At 72.0% G+C, this 26,272-nt stretch carries 26 protein-coding genes; 18 read left to right on the top strand and 8 right to left on the bottom strand.

What is annotated here, in order from left to right; translation table 11 throughout:
* Nucleotides 1–15 precede the first annotated feature (15 nt).
* The 5 genes from uraD to ACZ4MU_RS20535 all read left to right on the top strand — a co-directional run bounded on the left by uraD (nt 16) and on the right by ACZ4MU_RS20535 (nt 5,163).
* Complete coding sequence (gene uraD / locus ACZ4MU_RS20555; protein ID WP_467878404.1) at nt 16–537, top strand: 2-oxo-4-hydroxy-4-carboxy-5-ureidoimidazoline decarboxylase; 522 nt, start codon at nt 16–18, stop codon at nt 535–537.
* A complete protein-coding gene (gene uraH, locus ACZ4MU_RS20550; RefSeq protein ID WP_467878401.1) occupies nt 537–938 on the top strand; it encodes a hydroxyisourate hydrolase in 402 nt (133 codons plus the stop codon). Before uraD ends, uraH begins: the two co-directional genes overlap by 1 nt.
* 6 nt (nt 939–944) lie before the next feature.
* On the top strand, nt 945–1,892 hold the full coding sequence (pucL, locus tag ACZ4MU_RS20545; protein ID WP_467878398.1) for a factor-independent urate hydroxylase: 948 nt from the start codon (nt 945–947) through the stop codon (nt 1,890–1,892).
* A gap of 165 nt (nt 1,893–2,057) precedes the next feature.
* Nucleotides 2,058–3,443: an 8-oxoguanine deaminase gene (locus ACZ4MU_RS20540; RefSeq protein WP_467878395.1), complete on the top strand. Its 1,386-nt coding sequence runs from the start codon at nt 2,058–2,060 to the stop codon at nt 3,441–3,443.
* 313 nt (nt 3,444–3,756) lie between these two features.
* The gene (locus ACZ4MU_RS20535; protein WP_467878392.1) at nt 3,757–5,163 is read left to right on the top strand and encodes a nucleobase:cation symporter-2 family protein; all 1,407 of its coding nucleotides are present in this window, start codon (nt 3,757–3,759) and stop codon (nt 5,161–5,163) included.
* Nucleotides 5,164–5,242: 79 nt separating this feature from the next.
* Here ACZ4MU_RS20535 and ACZ4MU_RS20530 read toward each other — a convergent pair whose 3' ends face one another.
* Nucleotides 5,243–6,091 (bottom strand): chitosanase, encoded by an 849-nt coding sequence (locus tag ACZ4MU_RS20530; protein WP_467878389.1) that lies wholly within the window; start codon nt 6,089–6,091, stop codon nt 5,243–5,245.
* 100 nt (nt 6,092–6,191) lie between these two features.
* Between ACZ4MU_RS20530 and ACZ4MU_RS20525 the strand changes: the two genes are divergently transcribed.
* Entirely contained in the window at nt 6,192–6,488 is a 297-nt protein-coding gene (locus ACZ4MU_RS20525) for a TMEM175 family protein (protein WP_467878671.1), read from the top strand.
* 166 nt (nt 6,489–6,654) lie between these two features.
* Complete coding sequence (locus tag ACZ4MU_RS20520; RefSeq protein WP_467878386.1) at nt 6,655–7,638, top strand: fibronectin type III domain-containing protein; 984 nt, start codon at nt 6,655–6,657, stop codon at nt 7,636–7,638.
* On the opposite strand, the gene ACZ4MU_RS20515 is transcribed toward ACZ4MU_RS20520, so the two are convergent.
* From ACZ4MU_RS20515 to ACZ4MU_RS20505, 3 genes are all read right to left on the bottom strand, one after another.
* Nucleotides 7,628–8,833 carry an FAD-dependent monooxygenase gene (locus ACZ4MU_RS20515; protein WP_467878383.1) on the bottom strand — a complete coding sequence of 402 codons (1,206 nt, stop codon included), beginning with the start codon at nt 8,831–8,833 and terminating at the stop codon, nt 7,628–7,630. The two genes, ACZ4MU_RS20520 and ACZ4MU_RS20515, sit on opposite strands and share 11 nt — an antisense overlap.
* Before the next feature lie 79 nt (nt 8,834–8,912).
* On the bottom strand, nt 8,913–10,532 hold the full coding sequence (gene aceB / locus ACZ4MU_RS20510) for a malate synthase A (RefSeq protein WP_467878380.1): 1,620 nt from the start codon (nt 10,530–10,532) through the stop codon (nt 8,913–8,915).
* A 237-nt stretch (nt 10,533–10,769) separates the two neighbouring features.
* Nucleotides 10,770–11,378, bottom strand: a complete 609-nt coding sequence (locus ACZ4MU_RS20505) for a nucleotidyltransferase family protein (RefSeq protein WP_467878377.1) — start codon at nt 11,376–11,378, stop codon at nt 10,770–10,772.
* Between the two features lie 150 nt (nt 11,379–11,528).
* Between ACZ4MU_RS20505 and ACZ4MU_RS20500 the strand changes: the two genes are divergently transcribed.
* Nucleotides 11,529–11,837 (top strand): DUF5955 family protein, encoded by a 309-nt coding sequence (locus ACZ4MU_RS20500; protein ID WP_467878374.1) that lies wholly within the window; start codon nt 11,529–11,531, stop codon nt 11,835–11,837.
* A gap of 367 nt (nt 11,838–12,204) precedes the next feature.
* Here the strand turns inward: ACZ4MU_RS20500 and ACZ4MU_RS20495 are convergent, their stop codons facing one another.
* Nucleotides 12,205–13,008, bottom strand: coding sequence for an IclR family transcriptional regulator (locus ACZ4MU_RS20495; RefSeq protein WP_467878372.1), 804 nt, complete (start codon nt 13,006–13,008; stop codon nt 12,205–12,207).
* Between the two features lie 339 nt (nt 13,009–13,347).
* On the opposite strand from ACZ4MU_RS20495, the gene allB reads away from it, so the two are divergent.
* Nucleotides 13,348–14,685, top strand: coding sequence for an allantoinase AllB (allB, locus tag ACZ4MU_RS20490; protein WP_467878669.1), 1,338 nt, complete (start codon nt 13,348–13,350; stop codon nt 14,683–14,685).
* A gap of 4 nt (nt 14,686–14,689) precedes the next feature.
* Entirely contained in the window at nt 14,690–15,805 is a 1,116-nt protein-coding gene (gene alc, locus ACZ4MU_RS20485) for an allantoicase (protein ID WP_467878370.1), read from the top strand.
* A gap of 84 nt (nt 15,806–15,889) precedes the next feature.
* On the opposite strand, the gene ACZ4MU_RS20480 is transcribed toward alc, so the two are convergent.
* A complete protein-coding gene (locus ACZ4MU_RS20480; RefSeq protein WP_467878368.1) occupies nt 15,890–16,096 on the bottom strand; it encodes a hypothetical protein in 207 nt (68 codons plus the stop codon).
* A 145-nt stretch (nt 16,097–16,241) separates the two neighbouring features.
* On the opposite strand from ACZ4MU_RS20480, the gene ACZ4MU_RS20475 reads away from it, so the two are divergent.
* From ACZ4MU_RS20475 to ACZ4MU_RS20465, 3 genes are read left to right on the top strand one after another with little or no spacing between them, the layout of a single operon-like run.
* Nucleotides 16,242–17,474 (top strand): sensor histidine kinase, encoded by a 1,233-nt coding sequence (locus ACZ4MU_RS20475; RefSeq protein ID WP_467878365.1) that lies wholly within the window; start codon nt 16,242–16,244, stop codon nt 17,472–17,474.
* Entirely contained in the window at nt 17,471–18,151 is a 681-nt protein-coding gene (locus ACZ4MU_RS20470; protein ID WP_467878362.1) for a response regulator, read from the top strand. The genes ACZ4MU_RS20475 and ACZ4MU_RS20470 overlap by 4 nt, the downstream gene beginning before the upstream one ends.
* A 27-nt stretch (nt 18,152–18,178) precedes the next feature.
* Complete coding sequence (locus tag ACZ4MU_RS20465; protein WP_467878360.1) at nt 18,179–19,360, top strand: cytochrome P450 family protein; 1,182 nt, start codon at nt 18,179–18,181, stop codon at nt 19,358–19,360.
* Nucleotides 19,361–19,403: 43 nt separating this feature from the next.
* On the opposite strand, the gene ACZ4MU_RS20460 is transcribed toward ACZ4MU_RS20465, so the two are convergent.
* Nucleotides 19,404–20,171 (bottom strand): hypothetical protein, encoded by a 768-nt coding sequence (locus tag ACZ4MU_RS20460; RefSeq protein WP_467878358.1) that lies wholly within the window; start codon nt 20,169–20,171, stop codon nt 19,404–19,406.
* A gap of 61 nt (nt 20,172–20,232) precedes the next feature.
* Nucleotides 20,233–21,231 carry a Gfo/Idh/MocA family protein gene (locus tag ACZ4MU_RS20455; protein ID WP_467878356.1) on the bottom strand — a complete coding sequence of 333 codons (999 nt, stop codon included), beginning with the start codon at nt 21,229–21,231 and terminating at the stop codon, nt 20,233–20,235.
* A 155-nt stretch (nt 21,232–21,386) separates the two neighbouring features.
* Here ACZ4MU_RS20455 and ACZ4MU_RS20450 point away from each other — a divergent pair, with 155 nt between their 5' ends.
* From ACZ4MU_RS20450 to ACZ4MU_RS20430, 5 genes are all read left to right on the top strand, one after another.
* Nucleotides 21,387–22,106, top strand: a complete 720-nt coding sequence (locus ACZ4MU_RS20450) for a GntR family transcriptional regulator (RefSeq protein ID WP_467878666.1) — start codon at nt 21,387–21,389, stop codon at nt 22,104–22,106.
* A 112-nt stretch (nt 22,107–22,218) separates the two neighbouring features.
* On the top strand, nt 22,219–23,235 hold the full coding sequence (locus ACZ4MU_RS20445; RefSeq protein ID WP_467878353.1) for a substrate-binding domain-containing protein: 1,017 nt from the start codon (nt 22,219–22,221) through the stop codon (nt 23,233–23,235).
* 98 nt (nt 23,236–23,333) lie between these two features.
* Complete coding sequence (locus tag ACZ4MU_RS20440; protein WP_467878350.1) at nt 23,334–24,347, top strand: sugar ABC transporter substrate-binding protein; 1,014 nt, start codon at nt 23,334–23,336, stop codon at nt 24,345–24,347.
* The gene (locus tag ACZ4MU_RS20435; protein ID WP_467878347.1) at nt 24,344–25,393 is read left to right on the top strand and encodes an ABC transporter permease; all 1,050 of its coding nucleotides are present in this window, start codon (nt 24,344–24,346) and stop codon (nt 25,391–25,393) included. Before ACZ4MU_RS20440 ends, ACZ4MU_RS20435 begins: the two co-directional genes overlap by 4 nt.
* A complete protein-coding gene (locus tag ACZ4MU_RS20430) occupies nt 25,390–26,226 on the top strand; it encodes an ATP-binding cassette domain-containing protein (RefSeq protein ID WP_467878345.1) in 837 nt (278 codons plus the stop codon). The genes ACZ4MU_RS20435 and ACZ4MU_RS20430 overlap by 4 nt, the downstream gene beginning before the upstream one ends.
* The last annotated feature ends 46 nt before the right edge of the window (nt 26,227–26,272 follow it).

The following is a 26,272-nucleotide window of genomic DNA, read 5'->3' as shown; positions in this document are numbered from 1 at the left end:
CCACGGAGGCCGTTCGTGACTTCGACCTCGACGCCGGGCCTCGCCCGGTTCAACACCTCCGACGACAGCACGGCCCGCGCCGCGCTCCACGAGGTGTGCGCCAGCTCGGCATGGGGGAGCAGACTGCTCGCCCGGCGCCCGTACGCCACCGCCGACGAGCTCTTCGCCGCCAGCGACGCCGCCATGGCGGAACTGGACGCGAAGGACCTGGAAGAGGCGATGGCCGGGCACGCGCCGATCGGGCGCCCGAAGCCGGGGGACGCGACCTCCGCCCGCGAGCAGCGCGGGATGGCCGGCGCCACCGAGGAGCTCAGGGCCGAGATGCTCGCACTCAACCTGGCCTACCAGGACCGGTTCGGGCATGTCTTCCTGATCTGCGCCACCGGGGCCACCGGTGAGCAGATGCGCGACGCGGTGAAGGCCAGGATCGGCAACACCGCCGAGGCGGAGCGCGAGATCGTGCGCGCCGAACTCGGGAAGATCAACCGGATCCGGCTGACGCGTCTCGTGGAAACAGAAGAAGAGGACAGCCACTGATGAGCACCGCGACCACCGCATCGGTGTCCACGCACATCCTGGACACCAGCGTCGGACGCCCCGCCGAGGGCGTCGCCGTCTCGCTCGCCGCCCGCTCGGGCCGCGACGCCGAGTGGGTGGCGCTCGGCGGCTCCGCGACCGACGCGGACGGGCGCTGCAAGGACCTTCCGGCGCTGCCGGAGGGCACGACCCAGGTACGGCTCGACTTCGAGACCGAGACGTACTTCGACAGGAACGCCAAGAAGCAAGCCGCCGAGGCGCAGCAGGACGCCCCCCGCGTAAGGGACAGCGGTGCGTTCTTCCCGGAGGTGGCGATCACGTTCGCCGTCGTGCCGGGCGAGCACTACCACGTACCGCTGCTGCTCAACCCGTTCGGCTACTCCGTTTACCGAGGGAGCTAGCAGACAATGACTGACATTTCCCGCCCCACCCGTCCCGTGATCCTCGGCCAGAACCAGTACGGCAAGGCGGAGAACCGCGTCGTCAAGATCACGCGGGACGGCGACACGCACCACATCAAGGACCTGAACGTCTCGGTCGCCCTCTCCGGCGACATGGAGGACGTCCACTACTCCGGCTCGAACGCGAACGTCCTGCCGACGGACACCACCAAGAACACGGTGTTCGCCTTCGCCAAGGAGCACGGCATAGAGTCCGCCGAGCAGTTCGGCATCCACCTCGCCCGCCACTTCGTCACCTCACAGGAGCCGATCCACCGGGCGCGCATCCGCATCGAGGAGTACGCGTGGGAGCGGATCGCCACCTCCGACGCCAACTCCAAGTTCATCGGCTCGGACGAGGTACGGCACTCCTTCGCCCGCAAGGGCCAGGAGCTGCGCACCACCCAGATCACCTTCGACGGTGAGAAGTGGGAGGTCGTCTCGGGCCTGAAGGACCTCACGGTCATGAACTCCACCAACTCGGAGTTCTGGGGGTACGTGAAGGACAAGTACACGACGCTGAAGGAGGCGTACGACCGCATCCTGTGCACCGACGTCTCCGCCGCCTGGCGCTACAACTGGACCAGCGACGACGACCGGATGCCCAACTGGGACAAGTCGTATGAGCAGGCGAAGAAGCACATTCTCCAGGCCTTCGCCGAGACGTACTCCCTCTCGCTCCAGCAGACCCTGTACCAGATGGGTTCGCGGGTCATCAACAGCCGCAGTGAGATCGACGAGATCCGTTTCTCGCTGCCGAACAACCACCACTTCCTGGTCGACCTCGAACCGTTCGGGCTCAAGAACGACAACGAGGTCTACTTCGCGGCCGACCGCCCCTACGGTCTGATCGAGGCGACCATCCTGCGGGACGGTGTCGAGCCGCGGATCCCCGTCGACATGACCAACCTCTGACGCGGAGCGCCCCCGGTCCCCGCCGCCCGGGGGCGCGTCCCTCCCTCGGCACCCGTGGGCCACCCGGCCCCGGCACTCAAATCCTCCAGGGTCCTGCCGTGCCCTCCCCCAAGCTCTTGAAGAGCAGGGGGGACCCCGACGCTGACGGAAAGAAAAGGAAGCACGATGGCACCATCGGCAGCCCAGCGCATCGTCATCGAGAACTGCGCGATCGCGACCGTAGACGCCGACGACACCGAGTACGCCTCGGGGTACCTCGTCGTCGCCGGCAACACGATCGAGTCGATCGGCGCGGGCAGCGCCCCGGAGGGCCTGGACAACGTGGTCCGCCGCATCGACGGCACCGGCCACCTGGTGACCCCCGGCCTGGTCAACACGCACCACCACTTCTACCAGTGGATCACGCGCGGCCTGGCCACCGACCACAACCTCTTCAACTGGCTCGTGGCGCTCTACCCCACCTGGGCCCGCATCGACGAGCAGATGAGCCGCGTCGCCGCGCAGGGCTCGCTCGCCATGATGGCCCGCGGCGGTGTCACCACCGCGATGGACCACCACTACGTCTACCCGCGGGGCGCCGGGGACCTGTCCGGCGCCATCATCGGCGCCGCCTCCGAAATGGGGGTCCGCTTCACGCTGGCCCGCGGCTCCATGGACCGCAGCAAGAAGGACGGCGGACTGCCGCCGGACTTCGCCGTGGAGACCCTGGAGGGCGCGCTCGCCGGGACCGAGGAGACCGTGGACCGCTTCCACGACGCCTCGTTCGGCGCGATGACGCAGGTCGCGATCGCCCCGTGCTCACCGTTCTCGGTCTCCACCGAACTGATGAAGCAGGGCGCGGAGCTGGCCCGCCGCAAGGGCGTACGGCTGCACACCCACGGCTCGGAGACCGTGGAGGAGGAGCAGTTCTGCAAGGAACTGTTCGGCATGGGCCCCACCGACTACTTCGAGTCGACCGGCTGGCTCGGCGAGGACGTGTGGATGGCGCACTGCGTCCACATGAACGACTCCGACATCGCCGCCTTCGCCCGCACCGGCACCGGCGTCGCCCACTGCCCCTCCTCCAACGCGCGCCTGGCCGCCGGTATCGCCCGCGTCCCCGACATGCTGAAGGCGGGTGTCCCGGTCGGTCTCGGTGTCGACGGCACCGCCTCCAACGAGTCCGGCGAACTCCACACGGAACTGCGCAACGCGCTCCTGATCAACCGGCTCGGTGCCCACCGCGAGGCGGCCCTGAACGCCCGTCAGGCGCTGCGGCTCGGTACGTACGGCGGCGCCCAGGTGCTCGGCCGCGCGGCCGAGATCGGCTCCCTCGAAGCCGGCAAGCTCGCCGACTTCGTGCTCTGGAAGCTCGACACCCTGGCCCACGCCTCCATCTCCGACCCGGTCACCGCCCTGGTCTTCGGTGCCGCGGCCCCGGTGACGGCGTCGTTCGTCAACGGCAAGCAGATCGTGGAGGACAGCCGCCTCCTCACGGTCGACGAGGACGCCATCGCCCGCGCCACGCGGGACGAGGCGCAGCGCCTCGCGCGGATCGCCGCGCAGGGCTGATCCCGGACCGGGATTCCCGCCCAGGAGTCCGGCCGAGGGGGACGGCCCTCGGCCGGTCGCCGTGGACCCGAGCGGGGTCCGCGGCAGCCGCGCCCGGGAAGCGCGCACCACAGATACGTGCGCGCTTCCCGGGACGGTGACCCGTGCCCATCCCCGCACGGCGCACCGCCCGTACCGTCCGCACCTCCGTACCCGTGTACGAGACCCTGCCGTACGCCGTATACGCCATCGCCGCACCACGCACGCGTCACCCAGCACCACCTCCCTGACACCCGCGTCGCCGCCGACGCGTAACCGACCGGAGGAACCGCCCGTGGCCCCGCAGCCCAGGTTTCGCAACGACGTAAGTGCTCCCGACCCCGCCCCCGAGAAACACCCGGTCGACGAGACCCTGCCCCCCTGGAAGATGTTCACCAGCGGCCTCCAGCACGTGGCCGCGATGTACGCGGGCGTGGTGGCCCCGCCCATGGTCGTCGGGCCCGCCGTGGGGCTCACCCCCAAGGAGACCGCGTTCCTGATCGGCGCGAGCCTCTTCACCGCCGGGCTCGCCACCCTGCTCCAGACCCTCGGGTTCTGGAAGGTCGGCGCCCGCCTCCCCTTCGTCAACGGTGTCTCCTTCGCCGGTGTCACCCCGATGATCGCCATCGGCAAGGACCGCGGCCACGAGGGCATGGCCGTCATCTTCGGGGCGGTGATCGTCGCCAGTGTGCTGGGCTTCCTGCTCGCCCCCTACTTCAGCAGGCTGCTGCGCTTCTTCCCGCCCGTCGTCACCGGCACCGTGATCACCCTCATAGGTGTCTCCCTGCTCCCGGTCGCCTTCCGCTGGGCCCAGGGCGGCAACGCCGCGGCCCACGACTACGGTTCGATGAAGAACATCGGCATGGCCGCGCTCACCCTGGTGATCGTGCTCGCGCTGCGCAGACTGCTGCGCGGCTTCCTCCAGCAGATCGCGATCCTGCTCGGACTGGTCGTCGGCACCCTGGTCGCCGTGCCGTTCCACATGACCAGCCTGGACGCGATCCGCGGAGCGGACGCGGTCGGCTTCCCCACGCCGTTCCACTTCGGTGCCCCGCACTTCGAGGCCGCCGCCATCGTCTCGATGTGCATCGTGATGCTGGTCTGCATGACCGAGTCGACCGCCGACATGCTGGCGCTCGGCAAGATCGTCGGACGGCCCGCCGACGAGCGGACCATCGAGGGCGGACTGCGCGCCGACACCCTCGGCAGCGCCCTCAGCCCGCTCTTCAACGGCTTCATGGCCAGTGCCTTCGCCCAGAACATCGGCCTGGTCGCGATGACGAAGGTGCGCAGCCGCTTCGTGGTCGCCACCGGCGGCGGCATCCTCATCCTGCTCGGGCTGTGCCCGGTGGCCGCGTCCGTGATCGCGCTCGTACCGCTGCCGGTGCTCGGCGGCGCGGGCATCGTCCTCTTCGGCTCGGTCGCGGCCAGCGGCATCCAGACCCTGGCCACCGCCGCGCTGGAGCAGGGCGAGAACGCCCTGATCGTCGCCGCCGCGCTCGGTATCGGACTGATCCCCATCGCCGCGCCGACCTTCTACGACGCCTTCCCGGAGAACGTCCGCGTGGTGCTCGACTCCGGTATCTCCACCGGGTGCGTGGTGGCGATCGTGCTCAACCTCGCCTTCAACCACCTGGGGAGGAAGGCGAGTTCGCCGGACGGGGCGCCTGTGCTCGCGGAGCCCGTGGTGGCCGCGCACTGACCGCCACGCCCGGCCCGCACGCGAGCGGCGCGTACGACACCTACCCGTGTCGTACGCGCCGCTCTGTCATGCGGCCGGCTCAGCCGATGTGGTACGGGTCGCCGTAGACCTTCCAGTCCAGCGGTGTGTCGAGGTCGAGGTTGCCCTTCTTGAGGAACACCCGCTGCTCGGTGTCGACGCGGCTGGTGTCGCTGTGCGCCTCCTCCTGCTTCATCGCCCAGACCCGGGCGTCGAGGAAGGCGTTCAGGTACTTCGTCTCGTCACCGCCCTGGGACGGCGGCTTCGCCTTGGCCAGGGCCTTCTTGCGGATGCTGCCGAAGCTGGTCGGGTCGCCGCCGTCGCCGTGCATGACGATGGCGTCGTAGTAGATGAACTGCCCGAGCGTGCCCACGCCGTCGGCCTTGCCCCGCTTGACGGCGGGGTTGAAGTAGACCCGGTCCCGCTCGTCGTTCTGGGCGTTCTTGAAGGCGGTCTCCGAGGCGGCCGTCTTCCAGTCCTTGGTGAAGTGGGGGTCGAGCCCGGCGTGCGAGTCGCTCCCGTTCACCTCGCGCAGCGCGGGCAGGTACTTCTGGAGCACGTTCCCGGGCTCGCGGGCCGAGTACAGCTCGACCAGGTCGAGCATGTCGCCGGTGCCGGAACAGAACCCGATGATGCCGGCCGTGTAACCCCGGCCGTCGCCGATGTCCTCGATGTACTTGTACTGGGCCTTCCAGTTCAGTGAGGAGTTCTCCGCGCTGGAGACGAGCTTCATCGCGATTTCCTTCTTGGCCGGGTCGTCGAGCCCGGTCGCCGCTGCTGCCATGAGGGCATTGTGGCTGGTCGCGGCGGTGGCGGTGGCCGCGGGGAGTGCGATCACGACGGCGCCGAGCACGGCGGACACGGTGATCGTCAGTCGCCGGGTGCGGGCGCTGGAGTGGGGGGTGAGCACCTGACCTCCTGGGGGAGTCGGTCGTTCCCTGTTTTGTTAGGAAACTTTCCTACCACTGCCGTGCGAGACCGTACACCCTTGTGGCAAAAGGAAGTTGAAGATTCGGCGCGCGTCGGGTTCAGTTCACCCGGAGAACGAATCGAGCCGGGTGGAGGCCTTCAGCGACGGCGTCTTCGCCATCGCGATCACCCTTCTGATCCTGGAAATCAAGGTGCCCCCGCACGCGTCCACCGCCGCCCGTGCCACCCGCGCGCGCTTCGCCGTCGGCTCGCTCGCCTATCCGGCCACGGTCCTGCTCGCCTTCGTCTCGGCGCCGCTGACGCTCGCCGCGCACGGCGTGCCGGCCCCGTACTACGGCTTCAACCAGCTCAAGATCCCGATGCGCGGAACCGTCTGACGTCCCGTACGGGCGCGGGCTGGTGTGCCCGGTGTGCCGGTCGGCGGCACTCATCGCACGGCCACGGGATTTCCCGGACGGGACCCGGAGCGTCCGCCCCCTTGCCGTGCGCCCCCGACTGTGCGATATAGGTCTGGACCAACTCGTCCGGAGGGAGGCCGCGGCCGTGCACCACCCCGTCCGGTACGCCGTGTCGGCGCTCGCCGTCCTCGCCCTCGCCGCCTGTTCCGCGACCGCCCAGGAACGGGACGGCAGGGCGCCGACCGTGCCGGGCGCGGTGACCGCGCAGGCGAGCAGCGCCACCTCCGTGCACGTGATGTGGCAGGCGTCCACCGACGACCGGGGCGTCACCGGGTACGAGGTCCTCCAGGGCGGCACCCGGGTCAGGGCCGTACCGGGCGGGAAGCTCATGACCGACGTCGACGGCCTGGCCCCCGCGACCGCCTACCGCTTCACCGTGCGCGCCCGTGACGCGGCAGGCAACCTCTCCGCCCCCAGCGCCCCCGTGGCCGCCACCACCCCCGCGCCGAGCCCCGCCGACCACGGGCCGCCCACCGCCCCCGGCGCCCTGCGGGGCCGGGCCGAGGGGAGCCGCGCGGCGGTGCTGAGCTGGCGGCGGTCCACCGACGACGTGGGCGTCACCTCCTACGACATCTACCAGGAGGACGTACGGATCCACAGCGTCTCCGGGCGCGAGACCAGCGCCCGGGTCACCGGACTGCGGCCCGGGACCGTCTACACCTTCACCGTCCGGGCCCGCGACGGCGCCGACCACTCCTCGCCGGACAGCGGCGCCGTGGACCTCACCACGGCGTCCGCGCCGGGCGCCCCCGCCAGTACCGCCCCCACCGAGTTCGGCGCCCGCTACGGGGAGGTCGCGGGGGTGCCGACCGTCGCGCTCTCCTGGCGCCCGCCGGACACCGGCGGCCCGGTCAGCTCCTACCAGCTCTTCCTCGACGGAACCCTGACCACCACCATCGTCTTCGGCGCCGCGCCGCCGCCGGGCCGGGCCACCTACAGCCTCACCGTCTCCGCCGAGAAGCCCGGCACCCGCTACCGCCTCAGCCTCCGCGCCCGCCTGCCCGACGGCACCTGGGGCGACTTCTCGGCCCGGCGCACGGTCGTCATCGGCGGTGCGCCTACGAGCTGAGCCGGCGGCCGCCGAAGGCTCCCGAGCCGTCCGCCTGCCGCCACCACGCCTCCAGGCCGCCCTGGTCCATCGCGCCCCAGTCCGGCGTCCGCTCGACCAGTGCGGCCCCGAGTCGCCGGCCCAGCTCCACCATGGATCTGCCGGTCGTGGCCCGGCCCGTGTCGTACGCGCGCAGCGCCGCCGCCCGGTCCGGCCCGGCGGTGAGGGCCGCCTCCAGGGCGGTGGCGTCCTGGAGCGCCTTGACCGCGCCGCCGCCGGTGTGCGGGCGGGCCACCGTCGCCGCGTCGCCCGCCAGGACCAGGCGGCCCGTCGCGTAGTGCGGCGCGGTGAAGTCGTACATCGGCTGGACGAAGAGCTCCTCGGCGGTGGTCGTGCGCACCAGCCGGCCCCAGTAGGGCGCGAGGGAGGTGTCGGCGATGTCGGCGAGCCGGGTGTGCAGGGTCGCGGCGAGGGTGCCGGGCGGCAGGCTGGTGGGGTTGTCGAAGCGCGGGCCGAGGTCCGGGGGCGGGGCGGTGTACAGCACCCAGTTGATCCGCAGGCCGCCACGGCCGTCGGGGATGCGGTAGATGATGACGTGCCCGCCGGGGAACACCGCGTACACGCAGTCCTCGTCGGGCCACAGCTCCGGCGCCGTCAGCCGCTCGGCCGCGAACGCGCCCCGCCAGGCCAGATAGCCCGCGTAGCGCGGGCGGACCTCGGGGCAGGCGGCCGTGCGGACCACCGAGCGGTAGCCGTCGGCCCCGATCACCAGGTCGAACCGCTCGCTCGCGCCGCCGCTCGACAGCTCCACGCCGTCCGGGGTGACCTCCACCGCCTCGACGCCGGCCCCGGCCCGGAAGTCGGCGGACTTCGGCACCCGCTCGCGCAGTTCGTGCCAGAGGGGGCCCCAGTTGTACGTCCGGAAGGGGAACGGCAGCACCCCGATCCGCCGCCCCAGCGGCGCCGAGCCGTCCCGTACGTACCAGCACCGCCGACTCAGCTGGAGCCACGGCATCGAGCCGTCGAGATAGCCCGCAGCCTCCAGCTCCGCGTACCGGTCGTTGTGCATCGCCAGCCCCACGCCCCGGTCCGCGAGCGGGCCCGGGGCCCGCTCGAGGACGGTGACCTCCGACGCGCCACCCCGGTGGGCGGCCAGCGCCGCCGCGCACCCCGCGATACTGCCGCCGACCACGGCGACCCTGCCTCCGCGCAACATCCGCTGATTCTGGCAGGGCGGACGCGGCGCCGGGCCGGAGGCGAAGGATCCACTTCGGCCCGCGTGAAATGACGCCGGGTCAGCCGACCAGCTGCTCATAGGCGGGCAGGGTCAGGAAGTCCGCGTAGTCCGCGTCGAGGGAGACCTTCAGGAGCAGGTCGTGGGCCTGCTGCCAGCGGCCGGCCGCGAAGGCCTCCTCGCCGATCTCGGCCCGGATCGCGGCCAGTTCCTCGCCCGCGACCGTGCGGGCGAGATCGGCGGTGGCGAGCTCGCCGTTCTCGAAGACCACACCCGCGTTGATCCACTGCCAGATCTGCGAGCGGGAGATCTCGGCGGTGGCCGCGTCCTCCATGAGGTTGAAGATGGCGACGGCGCCCAGGCCGCGCAGCCACGCCTCGATGTAGCGGATGCCGACCTGGACGGCGTTGCGCAGTCCGTCGTAGGTGGGCCTGGCGTCGAGGGAGTCGATGGCGATCAGATCGCCGGGGGCCACGGACACGTCCTCGCGCAGCCGGTCCTTCTGGTTCGGCCTGTCGCCGAGGACCGCGTCGAAGGAGGCCATCGCGATCGGCACCAGGTCGGGGTGGGCGACCCAGGAACCGTCGAAGCCGTCGGCGGCCTCGCGGTCCTTGTCGGCCTTGACCTTCTGATACGCGACCTTGTTGACCTCGGCGTCCTTGCGGGACGGGATGAAGGCGGCCATCCCGCCGATGGCGTGGGCGCCACGCTTGTGGCAGGTGCGGACCAGGAGTTCGGTGTAGGCGCGCATGAACGGCGCGGTCATGGTCACCGCGTTGCGGTCGGGCAGGACGAACTTGGCGCCGCCGTCGCGGAAGTTCTTGACGATCGAGAAGAGGTAGTCCCAGCGGCCCGCGTTGAGCCCGGCGGCGTGGTCGCGCAGCTCGTAGAGGATCTCCTCCATCTCGTACGCGGCCGTGATCGTCTCGATCAGGACGGTCGCGCGGACGGTGCCCTGCGGAATGCCGACGTAGTCCTGCGCGAAGACGAAGATGTCGTTCCAGAGGCGGGCCTCCAGGTACGACTCGGTCTTGGGGAGGTAGAAGTAGGGGCCCTTGCCGAGCTCGATGAGGCGCTTGGCGTTGTGGAAGAAGTAGAGGCCGAAGTCGACCAGGGCGCCGGGGACCGGGCGGCCGTCGAAGCAGAGGTGGCGCTCCTCCAGGTGCCAGCCGCGCGGGCGCATCACGACCGTGGCGAGCTCGCCCGCGTCCTTCAGGGCGTAGGACTTGCCCGACTTCGGGTCGGTGAAGTCGATCTTCCGCTCGTACGCGTCGATCAGGTTGAGCTGGCCCAGGACGACGTTCTGCCAGGTGGGGGCGGAGGCGTCCTCGAAGTCCGCCAGCCAGACCTTCGCGCCCGAGTTCAGCGCGTTGATGGTCATCTTGCGGTCGGTCGGACCGGTGATCTCCACCCGACGGTCGTTCAGCGCGGCCGGGGCCGGGGCGACCTTCCAGTCGCCCTCGCGCACGGCGGCGGTCTCGGGGCGGAAGTCGAGGGTGGAGGTGCGCGCGATTTCGGCACGGCGCTCGCGGCGCTGGAGCAGGAGCTCGTCACGGCGGGGCGTGAACAGGCGGTGCAGTTCGGCCACGAACGCGAGGGCCGCGTCGGTGAGCACTTCGTCCTGCCGGGGCAGGGGCTCGGCGGCGACGATGGCCAGCGGGGACGGCGCTGGTGCGGACATGTGCTGTCACTCCTTCGCGGGCGGTGCCCCGGCCGGCCGCCGGGAGGCAGAAATGGCACTGAGTGCCAGGCCCCGGGATGCGACTGGGGGCGCCGTCTCAATCAATCGGGCGCTTCTGAACAGTGGATACTAGTTTCCTCATAGTGGAAGTTCAATGGTTTGTTGATGTCGAGATTCTCCGGTTCGACAGACCGTGGCGCTCGGTGCCACCGCGTTCACTCCAGGTGTACCGGAGGTTCAGCCGAGCCGCCCGAGATCCGCCTCGGTGTCGATGTCGTACGGCTCGGCCACGTCCGCGCACTCGACGAGCGTGATCTCCCGTTCGTGCTCCGCGAGATAGGCGCGCGCCCCGCGGTCGCCGTGCGCGGTCGCCGCCACCGGCTCCCACCGGTCGGCGCCGAAGAGGACGGGGTGGCCGCGCCTGCCGTCGTACGCGGCCGCCGCCAGCGAGGCCGGTGAGCGGTACGCCGCCCGTACGCGCCCGATCGCCTCGGCGCCGATGCCGGGCTGGTCCACCAGGCTGACCAGGGCGGCCCCGGCCGTCATGCCGCCCAGCGAGGCGAGCCCCGCCCGCAGCGAGGAGCCCATCCCCTCGGCCCACTCCGGGTTGTCCACCAGTACGCAGCCCTCCAGCAGGGCGCGGGCGCGCACCTCGTCCGCAGCGGCCCCGAGCACCACGTGCACGCCGGTGCAGCCGCCCTCGCGCAGCATCCGTACGGCGTGCTCCACCAGCGGGCGCCCCCGGTGCGTCAGCAGGGCCTTGGGGCGGCCGCCCAGGCGCCGCCCGCCGCCCGCCGCCAGGAGCAGGCCCACGACCTGCGCTTCGTCGTTCATCGGAGGTGTCATGACCCCACGTATACCGAATGCGCCCCCCGAATTCCGTCCACACGCTGGCGCGCGCCGGGCGCGATGGCGTTAACTGACCCGCAACTCCCGTCAGTTGACCTTCGCTGACGGGCTGTGAGCACCGGCACGAAACGTGCGGGGGAAGGAATTTTGTTGCGACGCGTGGAGCAGAGGCCCGTGACCGGAGTTGCGGATCCGAGGGTGGCGGGACTGCGGGTCGCCGTGGCACGGCTGCGCCGGGAACTGGCGGGGTATCCGGGGGAGTTCCCCGACCGGGCCGTGGCGGAGGACGAGCTCGCGGCGCTGGACGCCATGGCGCTCTCGGGCGCGCCGGAGGTGTTACGGCTGCGCCGCTCGCTGCTGTTGATCGCGGGGTCGATAGGGTCGGTGAGCGCGCTGTCCGTGGCCGTGAAGGGGGTCCGGGAGGCGGTGGACGTCTTCGGGGAGCCACCGCGCTGAGACGGCTGCCCGGCGGTGACCGCCCGGCCGCCCGTGGCCCCCTCGGCTCAGCCGCCGCCCCGGTCGCCCTCCTCCTTCGGTGATGCCGCCGTTGAAGTTGAGCCGGGTGCGTCCTTGCGGATTCCACCAGTACTGGCGGGCTGTCTGTGGCATACGGGCCCACGCGCGCGGGTCGCGGGTCAGGCCGGACACATGCGGTTTTCGGCTGCGGACCGTGGTGGGTTGCTCGCGCAGTTCCCCGCGCCCCGGGGCAGTCGGGGGCGCGGGGAACTGCGCGCTCAGCCACAGACAACCCGCAGACGGCCACCCGGCACGACAGGGGCGCTGCGCGGGCGGCCCACCACCGGCCCGCGGCCGGAGGCGCTCCTCAGCCCTGTCCTGCCGTATTCGCCAGCGCGGCGGACAGCTCCTCCGCGATTCCCTGGAGGATCGGGACGATCCTCTCCGTCGCCGTCTCCGTGACCCGCCCCGCCGGGCCCGAGATGGAGATCGCCGCCGCCGTGGGGGAGTTCGGCACCGACACCGCGAGGCAGCGAACTCCTATCTCCTGCTCGTTGTCGTCGACCGCGTACCCCGCCCGCCGCACCTGCTCCAGCGCGTCGAGGAAGCCCTCGGGCGTGGTGATGGTCTTCTCCGTCGCCGCGGGCATCCCCGTACGCGCGAGCAGCGCCCGTACCTCCTCCGGCGGGGTGTGCGCGAGCAGCGCCTTGCCCACGCCCGTGGAGTGCGGCAGCACCCGCCGGCCCACCTCCGTGAACATCCGCATCGAGTGCTTGGACGGCACCTGCGCCACGTACACGATCTCGTCCCCGTCGAGCAGCGCCATGTTCGCCGTCTCGCCGGTCTCCTCGACCAGCCGGGCCAGATACGGTCGCGCCCAGGTGCCGAGCAGTCGCGCGGCGGATTCGCCGAGGCGGATCAGACGGGGGCCGAGCGCATACCGCCGGTTGGCCTGCTGGCGCACGTAACCGCAGGCCACGAGCGTGCGCATCAGGCGGTGGATGGTCGGCAGCGGCAGACCGCTGCTGGCGGAGAGCTCGCTGAGGCCCACTTCGCCCCCCGCGTCGGCCATCCGCTCCAGAAGGTCGAAGGCGCGCTCGAGGGACTGGACGCCACCGCTCGCGGCGGATGGCTTGGAGGCGTCGGTGGTGCTGGCGCTGGACGTCGGCACGGCGCGGTCCTTTCGGCTGGCAGGCGAGGCAGCAGCCTACCTGTGTGTTTCTCGCCGTACAGTGCGTACGTAGGGAGTCCCTGCCGGTCAGCGTGGGTTTGTCCGGTCCGGTGGGGCACCCCGTGGCGATAGCTACATTCTGGGAAGTGAAAGTCTAATTCCATTCTGTGGAAACCTCCAAGACCCACGTCGTCGGCCGCCACCGGATCCCGGACACCCTTGACGGCTCCCTGATGGGCGGGAAGACTCCTTCAACAGTTCGTTGAATTTTGCTCGTCGCACTCCGCCGGGGATTCCCACCTTGCGGACGTGCACTCCATCGCGGAAGTGAGGGCTCGGGTGTCCGACGTCAACCTGGTACTGCGCTCGTCGCGCGTCATCACGCCCGACGGCATCCGCCCGGCCTCGGTCGCCGTCGCCGGCGGGGTGATCCACGCGGTGCTGCCGTACGACGCCGAGGTGCCGGCCGGGGCGCGTCTGGAGGACTTCGGCGACGACGTGCTGCTGCCGGGCCTGGTCGACTGCCATGTGCACGTGAACGATCCGGGCCGCACCGAGTGGGAGGGCTTCTGGACCGCCACCCGGGCCGCCGCCGCGGGCGGCATCACCACCCTGGTGGACATGCCGCTCAACTCGCTGCCGCCGACCACCACGGTGGCGAACCTGCGCGTCAAGCAGGAGGTCGCCCGCTCCAAGGCACACGTGGACGTCGGCTTCTGGGGCGGCGCGCTGCCCGGCAACGTCAAGGACCTGCGCCCGCTCCACGACGCCGGCGTCTTCGGCTTCAAGGCGTTCCTCTCGCCCTCCGGCGTCGAGGAGTTCCCCGAGCTCGACCAGGACCAGCTCGCCCAGTCGCTCGCCGAGATCGCGGGCTTCGACGGGCTGCTGATCGTGCACGCCGAGGACCCGCACGAGCTGGCCGCGGCGCCGCGGCGGCCCGGCCCCCGGTACGCGGACTACCTGGCCAGCCGCCCCAGGGTCTCCGAGAACACCGCCATCGAGTCCCTGATCGCCGCCGCCAAGCGGCTCGGGGCGCGGGTGCACATCCTGCACCTGTCCTCCTCCGACGCCCTGCCCGCGATCGCCGCCGCCAAGCGCGAGGGCGTCCGGCTCACCGTCGAGACCTGCCCGCACTACCTCACCCTCACCGCCGAGGAAGTCCCGGACGGCGCGAGCGAGTTCAAGTGCTGCCCGCCGATCCGGGAGGCCGCCAACCAGGACCTGCTCTGGGCGGCGCTGGCCGACGGCACGATCGACTGCGTCGTCACCGACCACTCGCCGTCCACCGCCGACCTCAAGACCGAGGACTTCGCCACGGCCTGGGGCGGGATCTCCGGCCTCCAGCTGAGTCTGTCCGCCGTCTGGACGGAGGCCCGCAGGCGCGGGCACACCCTCGACGACGTGGTCCGCTGGATGTCGTCCGCCACCGCGGGGCTCGTCGGCCTGGAGCGCAAGGGCGCCATCGAGGCCGGCCGCGACGCCGACTTCGCCGTCCTCGCCCCCGACGCGACCTTCACCGTCGACCCGGCGGAGCTCCAGCACCGCAACCGCGTCACCGCCTACGCGGGCAAGACCCTGCACGGTGTCGTCAAGTCGACCTGGCTGCGCGGGAAGCGCATCCAGGAGAACGGCACCCTCACCGGGCCCACCGGCCGCCTGCTCGAAAGGAACCACTGAGACCGTGAGCGCCATACCTTCCTTCACCGGTGACGCCAGCCCCTACGGCGGCGGCGACCCGTACGCGGACTACCGCACCGCCGACTTCCCGTTCACGCGGTACGCGGACCTCGCCGACCGGCGCCTGGGCGCGGGCGTCATCGCCGCCAACGACGAGTTCTTCGCCGAGCGCGAGAACCTCCTCAAGCCCGCCGCCGCCGAGTTCGACCCCGAGCACTTCGGCCACAAGGGCAAGATCATGGACGGCTGGGAGACCCGCCGCCGCCGCGGTGTCTCGGCCGCCGTTCCGCACCCCGCCGAGGACGACCACGACTGGGCCCTGGTGCGCCTGGGCGCCCCGGGCGTGGTGCGCGGGATCGTCGTCGACACCGCCCACTTCCGCGGCAACTACCCGCAGGCCGTCTCCGTCGAGGCCACCTCGGTCGCGGGCTCGCCCTCGCCCGAGGACCTGCTCGCGGACGACGTGAAGTGGGTGACCCTGATACCGCGTACGGCGGTCGGCGGCCACGCGGCCAACGGCTTCGCCGTCGACGTCGAGCAGCGCTTCACGCACCTGCGCGTCAACCAGCACCCCGACGGCGGCATCGCCCGGCTGCGCGTGTACGGCGAGGTCGCCCCGGACCCGAAGTGGCTCGAAGCCCTCGGCACCTTCGACCTCGCGGCCCTGGAGAACGGCTGTCAGGTCGAGGACGCCTCCGACCGCTTCTACTCGCCCGCCACCAACACCATCCAGCCGGGCCGCTCCCACAAGATGGACGACGGCTGGGAGACCCGCCGCCGCCGCGACCAGGGCAACGACTGGATCCGCTACCGGCTCGCGGCGCGGTCCGAGATCCGCGCGGTCGAGATCGACACCGCCTACCTCAAGGGCAACTCGGCGGGCTGGGCGGCGCTCACGGTCCGCGACGGCGAGTCGGGCGAGTGGCGCGAGATCCTGCCCCGCACCCGCCTCCAGCCCGACACCAACCACCGGTTCGTGCTCGACGCCCCCGCGGTGGCCACCCACGTACGCGTCGACATCTTCCCCGACGGCGGCATCTCCCGGCTGCGCCTGTTCGGCTCGCTCACGAGCGACGGCGCGGCCCGGCTGAACGCCCGCCACCAGGAGCTGGGCGGCTGACGACACCCGCCCCGCGCGGGGCGCTCCGGCCCGACAGCACCGGAGCGCCCCGCGGTACAGCCGTACCCGGACCTGCCGCGCGCACTAGTCCCGCGGCGCGCTGTCCGACGCGACCAGCAGGGCCGCGCCCAGCACGGCCACCACCACGCCCGCGAAGATCTCGTGACCGGCCAGGAAACCCGCCCGGTGCAGCACGCTCCACTTCCCGAACCAGCCGGTCCACTCGTGCAGCAGCCCGCCGGCCCCCTGGACCAGCAGCACGAACCCGGTGACTTCCAAGAATCTCTTCATACGCCGAGCCTGGCCCGCGCGCACCGGCCCCCGCGTCCGCCTTCGGGCTCGGCCCGCGCGGCGAAAGTCTCGGCCCGTACGACTTTGGTAGCGCACCCCGCTTCGAACCCGCCACGCCGCCCCTGACCTGCGTAACTTGGGTGGCATGACACCCGCTGGTCCCGAATACCGCTGGCTGCTGCCGTCCGCCGTCGTCGCCCCCGAACTGCCGGGCGACCGCCCCGGCCGTACCCGGCCACGCCGTACCGTACGGGACTGGATCGTCGACACCTGCGCCTTCCTCTGCGCGGCCGGGATCGGCATGCTCGCCGCCGACGCCATGACCCGGGCCGCCGACTACTCCGAGACCCTCCAGGCCGCCGACCAGCTGGTGGGGGCCCTCGCCTGCTGCGCGCTCTGGCTGCGCCGGCGCTGGCCGGTCGGGCTCGCCTGGGCGCTCGTGGCCGTCACCCTGGTCGCCCCGGTCGCCGCGGGGGCGGTGCTGGTCGCCCTCTTCGGCCTCGCCGTGCACCGGCCCCTCAAGCCCGCCGTCGCCACGATCGGCGCCGCGGCCCTGGTCACCTCGTGGGTGCAGCCGGTCCTGCGCCCCGACCCGACCACCAGTCTGCTGGCCAACGCCACCATCGGCACGCTGATGGTCCTCCTCGCCATGGGCTGGGGCATGCTCGTACGCGCCCGGCGCCAGCTGGTGGTCGCGCTGCGCGAGCGGGCCGTCCGTGCCGAACAGGAGGCCGCCCTGCGGGCCGAGCACGCCCAGCGGCTGGCCCGGGAGGCCATCGCCCGCGAGATGCACGACGTACTGGCCCACCGGCTCACCCTGCTCAGCGTGCACGCGGGCGCCCTGGAGTTCCGCCCGGACGCGCCCCCGGCCGAGGTCGCCCGCGCCGCCGGGGTGATCCGCGACAGCGCCCACGAGGCCCTCCAGGACCTGCGCCAGATCATCGGCGTGCTGCGCAGCCCCGACGAGGGCGCCGAGGACCGGCCCCAGCCGACCCTCGCCACCCTGGACGCGCTCGTCGCCGAGTCCCGCGAGGCCGGGATGAAGGTCGTCCTGGACAGCCGTGTCGGGGACCCGGAGACCGTCCCCGCGGCCACCGGGCGCAACGCCTACCGCATCGCCCAGGAGGCCCTCACCAACGCCCGCAAGCACGCTCCCGGCGCCGAGGTCACCGTGACCGTCACCGGCCGCCCGGGCGACGGCCTCGGCATCGAGGTGCGCAACCCCGCCCCGGTCGGGGACGTGCCCGCGGTGCCCGGGTCGGGGCAGGGGCTGATCGGGCTGACCGAGCGCGCCACGCTCGCGGGCGGCCGGCTGGAGCACGGACCCGTGCCCGGTGGCGGGTTCGAGGTGCGCGCCTGGCTACCGTGGCCCTCATGACCATCCGGCTGCTCGTCGTCGACGACGACCCCCTCGTCCGCGCGGGACTCACCTTCATGTTCGGCGGCTCCGAGGACCTGGAGATCGTGGGGGAGGCCTCCGACGGCTCCCAGGTCGAGGAGCTGGCCGACCGGCTGCGCCCGGACGTGGTCCTGATGGACATCCGGATGCCGACCGTCGACGGGCTCGCCGCCACCGAGCTCCTGCGCGCCCGCCCCGACGCCCCCGAGGTCATTGTCCTGACCACCTTCCACGCCGACGAACAGGTGGTACGGGCGCTGCGCGCGGGCGCCGCCGGGTTCGTCCTGAAGGACACCGCGCCCGCCGAGATCGTCGCCGCCGTACGCCGGGTCGCGGCGGGCGAGCCGGTGCTCTCCCCGGCCGTCACCCGCCAGTTGATGCACCAGGTCGCGGGCGCCCCGGAGGGCCCGGGCGACCGGGCGGCCCGGGCCCGGGCGAGGATCGGCCAACTCGCCGAGCGGGAGCGGGAGGTGGCCGTCGCCGTGGGCCGCGGCCAGTCCAACGCCGAGATCTCCGCCGCCCTCTACCTCAGCGTGCCCACCGTGAAGACCCACGTCTCGCGGGTGCTCGCCAAGCTGGGGCTCAACAACCGTGTCCAGATCGCCCTGCTCGTCCACGACGCGGGCCTCCTCGACGAGGACGGCGACGTAGGCTGAACCGGACCACAGGAGGGGAACACGCGTATGCCGCTCGTCGATCTGCGTGACCACGAGGACTTCACCGCCCACCCGTATCCGTACTACGCGAAGCTGCGCGCGGAGGGGCCGGTGCACCGGGTCCGCACCCAGGAGATGGACGAGGTCTGGCTGATCGTCGGACACGACGAGGCGCGGGCCGCGCTCGCCGACGGCCGCTTCTCCAAGGACTGGCGGGCGGTCGCCGACGAGAGCGAGTTCACCGCGGTCAGCGCCAACATGCTGGACTCCGACCCGCCGCAGCACACCCGGCTGCGCAAGCTGGTGGCGCGCGAGTTCACCCCGCGCCGGATCGAGGCGCTGCGCCCGCGCGTCCAGGAGATCACCGACACGCTGCTCGACACCATGCTGGCCGCCCCCAACCGCACCGCCGATCTGGTCGACTCGTTCGCCTTCCCCCTGCCGATCACGGTCATCTGCGAACTCCTGGGCGTCCCCGACCTGGACCGGGAGACCTTCCGCAGGCTCTCCAACGAGGCGGTCGCCCCCACGCAGGACGACGGGGCGAACGCCTCCGCCCGGGAGATGGGCGCCTATCTGGTCGGGCTCATCGAGGACAAGCGGGCCACCGCCCCGGCGGACGACCTGATGAGCGCCCTCATCCGCACCCGGCACGAGGACGGCGACCAGCTTTCCCCGGACGAGCTCATCGGCATGGCCTTCCTGCTGCTCGTGGCGGGCCACGAGACCACCGTCAACCTCATCTCCAACGGAGTACGGGCGCTTCTCGCGCACCCGGAGCAGCTGGCGGCCCTCCGCGCCGACTTCGACGGGCTGATCGACGGGGCCATCGAGGAGATGCTGCGCTACGACGGCCCGGTGGAGACCGCCACGTACCGCTACGCGCGCGAGGACGTCGAGTGCGGCGGGACCGTCATCCCGGCCGGGGCGACCGTCCTGGTCGGCCTCGCCGCCGCCGGGCGCGACCCCGCCCGCCACCGGGAACCGGACCGCTTCGACATCCGCCGCACCCCGCAGAGCCACCTCGGCTTCGGCCACGGCATCCACTACTGCCTGGGCGCCCCGCTCGCCCGGATGGAGGGCCGCATCGCGGTCCGTACGCTTCTGGAGCGCGCGCCCGGGCTCCAACTGGCCGACGACGAACGAGCGTTGGAGTGGCTGCCGGGCATGCTCATCCGGGGCGTGCGCCATCTGCCGGTGCGCTGGTGAGGGGGGATGTGCGGGGTGCGGCGCGGCCGGTGAGGTGCCGCGCTCACGCCTTGCGGGCCGCCTCCGCCCGGCGCCGGTGCTCGCCGCGCAGCACCAGGGCGGGCCACTCGTCGCCGTAGGCACCGCACGCCGAGAGGGACCACAGCGACCACTGCTGGGGGACCGAGTAGTACGGCACCAGCAGCCGCGCGGTGCGCCGCCGGGACACCTTCACCGGGACCAGCGCGGGCAGCACGTCCGGCGGCTGCCCCGCCAGGATCGCCTTGCGGCAGGACGCGCACGCGGGACGGCGGTCGGCCGCCGCCTCGCGCGGCCCGGTCCGGCGCCGGGCACGCCGGCGGTGCTCCCGGCGCACGGGCGGCCCGGTGCTCCCGGCCGCCGGATGCAGCGGGTTGTAGTAGCAGCGCTCGGGCGGCCTCGGCGCCGGCTGCCCCGCGCGGCGGGCGTGCAGCGCGGCGAACCGGACCAGGGCGCGCTCGGCCAGCACCGCCGCGGCGGCCAGGTCCGGCAGGTCGGCCGCCTCGTCCAGGAGCTTGCCCGCGGCCTGGAAGGCGTCGAGCACCCACGCGTAGTCGTCCGCGTCCCCACCGGGCCGCGCGCTCTCCGCCGCGTCCGGGCCGACCGGGAGTTCGGCCGCCCGCAGCACGTCGCCGACGGCCGTCACCCGGGCCGACACCAGCCGCTCCAGCCGCTCGCGGGCCGTCGTCCACTCGTCCAGGACGCGCTGCTGCTCCTCCTTGGACGGCTCCCACGCCGGCTGCGCCGAAGCGGCCGGGCGCAGCATCCCCATGAACCACCAACGCCTGTGCACCGCGCCTCCCCTCGCTGCTGCCAGAGTAGAAGCCGCCGGGGGAGCGGGGGCACCGAGAGCCTCAGCCGGTGAACTCGGAGAGCGCCACGGGGCGGCGCTCGTGCCGGGAGCGCTCGCACGCCTCCGCGACGCGCAGCGCGTGCAGGGCCTCGCGGCCGTCGCAGGGGTTGGCCAGCTCGCCGCGCACGACCCGTACGAAGGCGTCGAGCTCGGCCCGGTAGGCGGGGGCGAAGCGCTCCAGGAAGCCGGGCCAGGGCGTGGCGGCGGGCGCGGGCGCCCCCGGTTCGACCGAGGTCAGCGGGGTGCGCTCACCGAGGCCCACGGCAAGCTGGTCGAGCTCCCCGGCCAGCTCCATCCGTACGTCGTACCCGGCGCCGTTGCAGCGCGTCGCCGTCGCCGTGGCGAGGGTGCCGTCGTCGAGGGTGAGCAGGGCGGCGGCCGTGGAGACGTCCTGGGCCTCGCGGAACATGGCGGGCCCCGCGTCCGAGCCGGTCGCGTACACCTCGGTGACCTCACGGCCGGTCACCCACCGCAGGATGTCGAAGTCGTGGACCAGGCAGTCGCGGTAGAGGCCGCCGGAGAGCGGCAGATACGCGGCGGGCGGCGGCGCCGGGTCGGAGGTGACCGCCCGCACGGTGTGCAGCCGTCCGAGTCCGCCCGCCCGGACGCGCTCGCGGGCCGCCGCGTACCCGGCGTCGAAACGGCGCATGAACCCGATCTGCAGGACCGTTCCCGCGCTCTCCACCTCGTCGAGGGCCGCCAGCGTGCCGGCCAGGTCGAGCGCGATGGGCTTCTCGCAGAAGGCGGGGAGCCCGGCGCGGGCCGCGCGGGCGATCAGACCCGCGTGTGCGGCGGTCGCGGAGGTGATCACCACCGCGTCCGGGCCGGCCGCGAAGAGCCCGTCGACCGTGGTGGCCGCCGCCCCGGTCCGCGCGGCGGCGTCGGCGGCCCGCGCGGGGTCGGTGTCGGCGACGACGAGCTCGGTGACCGAGGGGTGGCGGGCCAGCACCTCCGCGTGGAAGGAGCCGATACGTCCCGTTCCGATGAGTCCGATGCGCATGGCCAAAAGGTGACGGCGCCCGGTCGTCGTGTCAAGCGTTTGTCCTGACAATCAGACTTCACGACTTCCCGTCAACATGGCCCGCGCACTACGCTCACCCCGTGTCCAAGCAGCCCAGAACCGCGCCGGATCCCGCCGTGCCGCTCCAGCTCGGCGTGGACCGCACCAGCCCGGTCCCGCTCTACTTCCAGCTCTCCCAGCAGCTGGAGGCGGCCATCGAGCGCGGCACCCTGACGCCCGGCAGCCTCCTCGGCAACGAGATCGACCTCGCGGGCCGGCTCGGCCTGTCCCGCCCCACCGTCCGCCAGGCCATCCAGACCCTGGTCGACAAGGGCCTGCTGGTGCGCCGCAGAGGCGTGGGCACCCAGGTGGTGCACAGCCAGGTCAAGCGCCCGCTGGAGCTGAGCAGCCTCTACGACGACCTGGAGGCGGCCGGGCAGAAGCCCGCGACCCGGGTGCTGCGCAACACCGTGGAACCGGCCACCGCACAGGTCGCGGCGGCGCTCGGGGTGGCCGAGGGTGACGAGGTCCACCTGGTCGAGCGGCTGCGGTACGCCCACGGCGAGCCCATGGCCGAGCTGCGCAACTACCTGCCGGGCGGGCTGCTCGCGCTCGACACCCCGCAGCTGGAGGCCACCGGCCTGTACCGGCTGATGCGCGGCGCGGGGATCACCCTGCACAGCGCCCGGCAGTCGGTGGGGGCGCGGGCGGCCACCGAGGCCGAGGCGGCCCTGCTCGCCGAGACCACGGGCGCGCCGCTGCTGACCATGCAGCGCACCACCTTCGACGACACCGGGCGGGCGGTGGAGTACGGCACCCACGTCTACCGGGCCTCGCGCTACGCCTTCGAGTTCCAGCTGCTCGTACGGCCGTGATCCGGGCGCGATCGCTGCGTAAGAATGTTCGGACAAAGTCTTGACTCGTCCATCCGTACGCCGCTAGAACTCAACGGCCGCACACCGGCGGCCGGGACGGAAGGCGGACCCCATGCGCACACCCCGTACGGCAGCCGCGGCGGCGGCCCTCGCCGCGGCCCTCGCACTCACGGTCACCGGATGCAGCGGCTCGGGCGGCAAGAGCTCCGAGGACAAGGCGGACACCAGCGCCCCGGCCGGCGGCAAGGGCGTCTCCACGCCCCGGATGAAGATCGCGATGATCACCCATTCGGGCGAGGGCGACACCTTCTGGGACATCGTCCAGAGCGGCGCGAAACAGGCCGCGGCCAAGGACAACGCCGACTTCCTCTACTCGGCGAACAAGGAGGGCCAGCAGCAGGCGCAGCTGATCCAGGCGGCCATCGACCAGAAGGTCGACGGCATCGTCGTCACCCTCGCCAAGCCCGAGGCCGTCCGGGACGTCGTGAAGAAGGCGGTCGCCGCGGGCATCCCGGTCGTCACCATCAACTCCGGCGCGCAGTACTCCAAGGAGCTCGGCGCGCTGGGCCACATCGGGCAGGACGAGGGCGTCGCCGGTGAGGCGGTCGGCGAGCAGCTGAACTCGGGCGGCAGGAAGAAGGCCGTCTGCGTCATCCACGAGCAGGGCAACGTCTCGCTGGAGGAGCGCTGCGCCGGGGTGAAGAGGACCTTCAAGGGCACGGTGGAGAACCTCAACGTCGACGGGACCAACACGCCCGCCGCGACATCCTCCATCGAGGCGAAACTGCAGACGGGCTCCGGGGGGTCGGCCATCGACGCGGTCGTCACGCTCGGCGCGCCGATGGCGGCCGCCGCCGTCAAGGCCAAGGCCGGCGCGGGCAGCTCAGCCGAGGTCGACACCTTCGACCTGAACGCCGCCGTGATCAAGCAGTTCAAGGCCGAGCAGATCGGCTTCGCGGTCGATCAGCAGCCGTACCTCCAGGGGTATCTGGCGGTGGACGAACTGTGGCTGCACAGGACCAACGGCAACGTCGTCGGCGGTGGCAGGCCGGTCCTCACCGGGCCCGCCGTCATCACCGGCAAGGACGTGCCGGTGCTGGAGAAGTACACCGCTCGCGGTACCCGATGATCCGCCGCCGACCGGATGTGACCCATACTTGGGCGGCCGGGGCAGGTCCGCACCAGTCCCGGGCGCACCTGGGAGTACAGCAAGAGGAGCACGGCGTCGTGGCAAGGGTTCGGACAGGGGTACGCGCGGTGGGCGCGGTGCTGGCGGCGGTGCTCGGGGCCTCCCTGGTGGGATGCAGCAGCACCGGGGGCAAGCGCGCCGAGGACGCGCGCAAGGCGGAGGCCGCCCAGGGCAAGGCGGCGGTGAACACTCCCCGCTGGAAGTTCGCCATGATCACCCACTCGGGCGACGGCGACACCTTCTGGGACATCGTCCAGAGCGGTGCCAAGCAGGCCGCCGTCAAGGACAACATCGACTTCCTGTACTCGCACAGCGACCAGGGACAGCAGCAGGCGCAGTTCGTGCAGGCGGCCCTCGACCAGAAGGTCGACGGGATCGTCGTCACCCTCGCCAAGCCGGACGCGATGAAGGACGTCGTCGCCAAGGCCGCGAAGGCCGGTATCCCGGTGATCACGGTGAACTCGGGCTCGGAGAAGTCCAAGCAGTTCGGCGCGCTCACCCACATCGGCCAGGACGAGACCATCGCGGGTGAGGCCGTCGGCGAGGAGCTCAACAGGCGCGGGAAGAAGAAGGCGCTCTGCGTCCTGCACGAGCAGGGCAACGTCGGCCACGAGCAGCGCTGCGCGGGCACGAAGAAGACCTTCAAGGGCGACCTGCAGAACCTCTACGTCACGGGCACCAACATGCCCGACGTCCAGTCCTCCATCGAGGCCAAGCTCCAGGCGGACCGGTCCATCGACTCCGTGGTCACCCTCGGCGCCCCGTTCGCGGACACCGCCGTCAAGGCCAGGAACTCCGCGGGAAGCTCCGCCGAGGTCGACACCTTCGACCTGAACGCCAAGGTCGCCTCCGAGCTCAAGGACGGCACCCTCGGCTTCGCGGTCGACCAGCAGCCCTACCTCCAGGGGTACGAGGCCATCGACCTGCTGTGGCTCCACAAGTACAACGGCGACGTGCTCGGCGGCGGGCTGCCGGTGCTGACCGGGCCCCAGATCATCACCAAGGACGCCGCCGCCGAGCTGGAGCAGTACACGAAGCGGGGGACCCGATGACCGCCACCGCACCGGTGCCCGCGCCCGCGAGGGACGAGCGCCTGATCCACCGGTCCGTGCTGCGCAGGCTGCTGGGCCGCCCGGAGCTCGGCTCGGTCGTCGGCGCCGTCGCCGTCTTCGTCTTCTTCTCCGTCGTCGCGGACAGCTTCCTGCGCGCCTCCAGCCTCTCGACCGTGCTGTACGCGGCGTCGACCATCGGCATCATGGCGGTGCCGGTGGCGCTGCTGATGATCGGCGGCGAGTTCGACCTGTCGGCCGGTGTGCTGGTGACCACGTCGGCGCTGGTGTCGTCGATGTTCAGCTACCAGATGACGGCCAACGTCTGGGTGGGCGTCGGGGTCTCGCTACTGACCACGCTCGCGCTCGGCGCCTTCAACGGCTTCATGCTGACCCGTACCAAACTGCCCAGCTTCATCATCACGCTCGGCACCTTCCTGATGCTGACCGGCCTGAACCTCGGCTTCACCAAGCTGATCAGCGGCACGGTCTCCACCAAGTCCATCGCCGACATGGAGGGCTTCGCCTCGGCGAAGAAGGTCTTCGCCTCCCAGCTGAGCGTCGGCCCGGTCGACCTCAAGGTCACCATCCTGTGGTGGTTCGGCCTGGTCGCGGCCGCCACCTGGATCCTGCTGCGTACCCGCTTCGGCAACTGGATCTTCGCGGTCGGCGGCCAGGCGGACGCGGCCCGCGCGGTCGGCGTACCGGTCTACAAGACCAAGATCGGCCTGTACATGGGCGTGGCGTTCGCCGCCTGGGTCTCCGGCCAGCACCTGCTCTTCTCGTTCGACGTGGTGCAGTCCGGCGAGGGCGTCGGCAACGAGCTGATCTACATCATCGCGGCCGTCATCGGCGGCTGTCTGATCACCGGCGGCTACGGTTCCGCGATCGGCTCCGCCGTAGGGGCGTTCATCTTCGGCATGACCAGCAAGGGCATCGTCTACGCCGAGTGGAACCCGGACTGGTTCAAGTTCTTCCTGGGAGCGATGCTCCTACTGGCCACCCTGCTCAACGCCTGGGTGCGCAAGCGGGCGGAGGCGACGGCATGACGGACGCGACCCTGACCAAGAGCCCCCTGGTGGAGCTCGACGACGTCAGTAAGTACTACGGCAACATCCGCGCCCTGGAAGGCGTCTCGCTGGAGGTCCACGCGGGCGAGATCACCTGCGTACTGGGCGACAACGGCGCCGGCAAGTCCACCCTCATCAAGATCATCGCGGGGTTGCACCGGCACGACGCCGGCGCCTTCCGCATCGAGGGCGAGGACGTCTCGCTCGGCAACCCGCGCGAGGCGCTCGACCGGGGCATCGCCACCGTCTACCAGGACCTCGCGGTCGTCCCGCTGATGCCGGTGTGGCGCAACTTCTTCCTCGGCTCCGAGCCGACCAGGGGCGCCGGCCCCTTCAAGCGGCTCGACGTCGACCTGATGCGCCGCACCACCCGCTCGGAGCTGCTGCGCATGGGCATCGACCTGCGCGACGTGGACCAGCCCATCGGCACCCTGTCGGGCGGCGAGCGCCAGTGCGTGGCGATCGCCCGCGCGGTCTACTTCGGTGCCAAGGTGCTGGTCCTGGACGAGCCCACCGCCGCGCTCGGCGTCAAGCAGTCCGGGGTCGTGCTCAAGTACGTGGCAGCCGCCCGGGACGCGGGCCTCGGCGTGGTCCTGATCACGCACAACCCGCACCACGCCTACCTCGTCGGCGACCGTTTCGTCCTGCTCAAGCGCGGCGCGATGACCGGCAGCCATCTGCGCAGCGACATCACCCTGGACGAGCTCACCCGCCAGATGGCGGGCGGCAGCGAGCTGGAGGAGCTGAGCCACGAGCTCCAGCGGGCCCCCGAGCCGAACCTGGGCGCCCGGGCCGCCGACACCGGCGAGTGACACCCGGGGCGGTACGGGCGCACGAGGTCCGGTCCCGGCCGGGGTG

The sequence above is a fragment of the Streptomyces sp. NPDC026377 genome, assembly GCF_055567715.1.
Note: the sequence above shows the minus strand (reverse complement) of the source record. Positions and strands in the feature narration are given on the sequence as shown.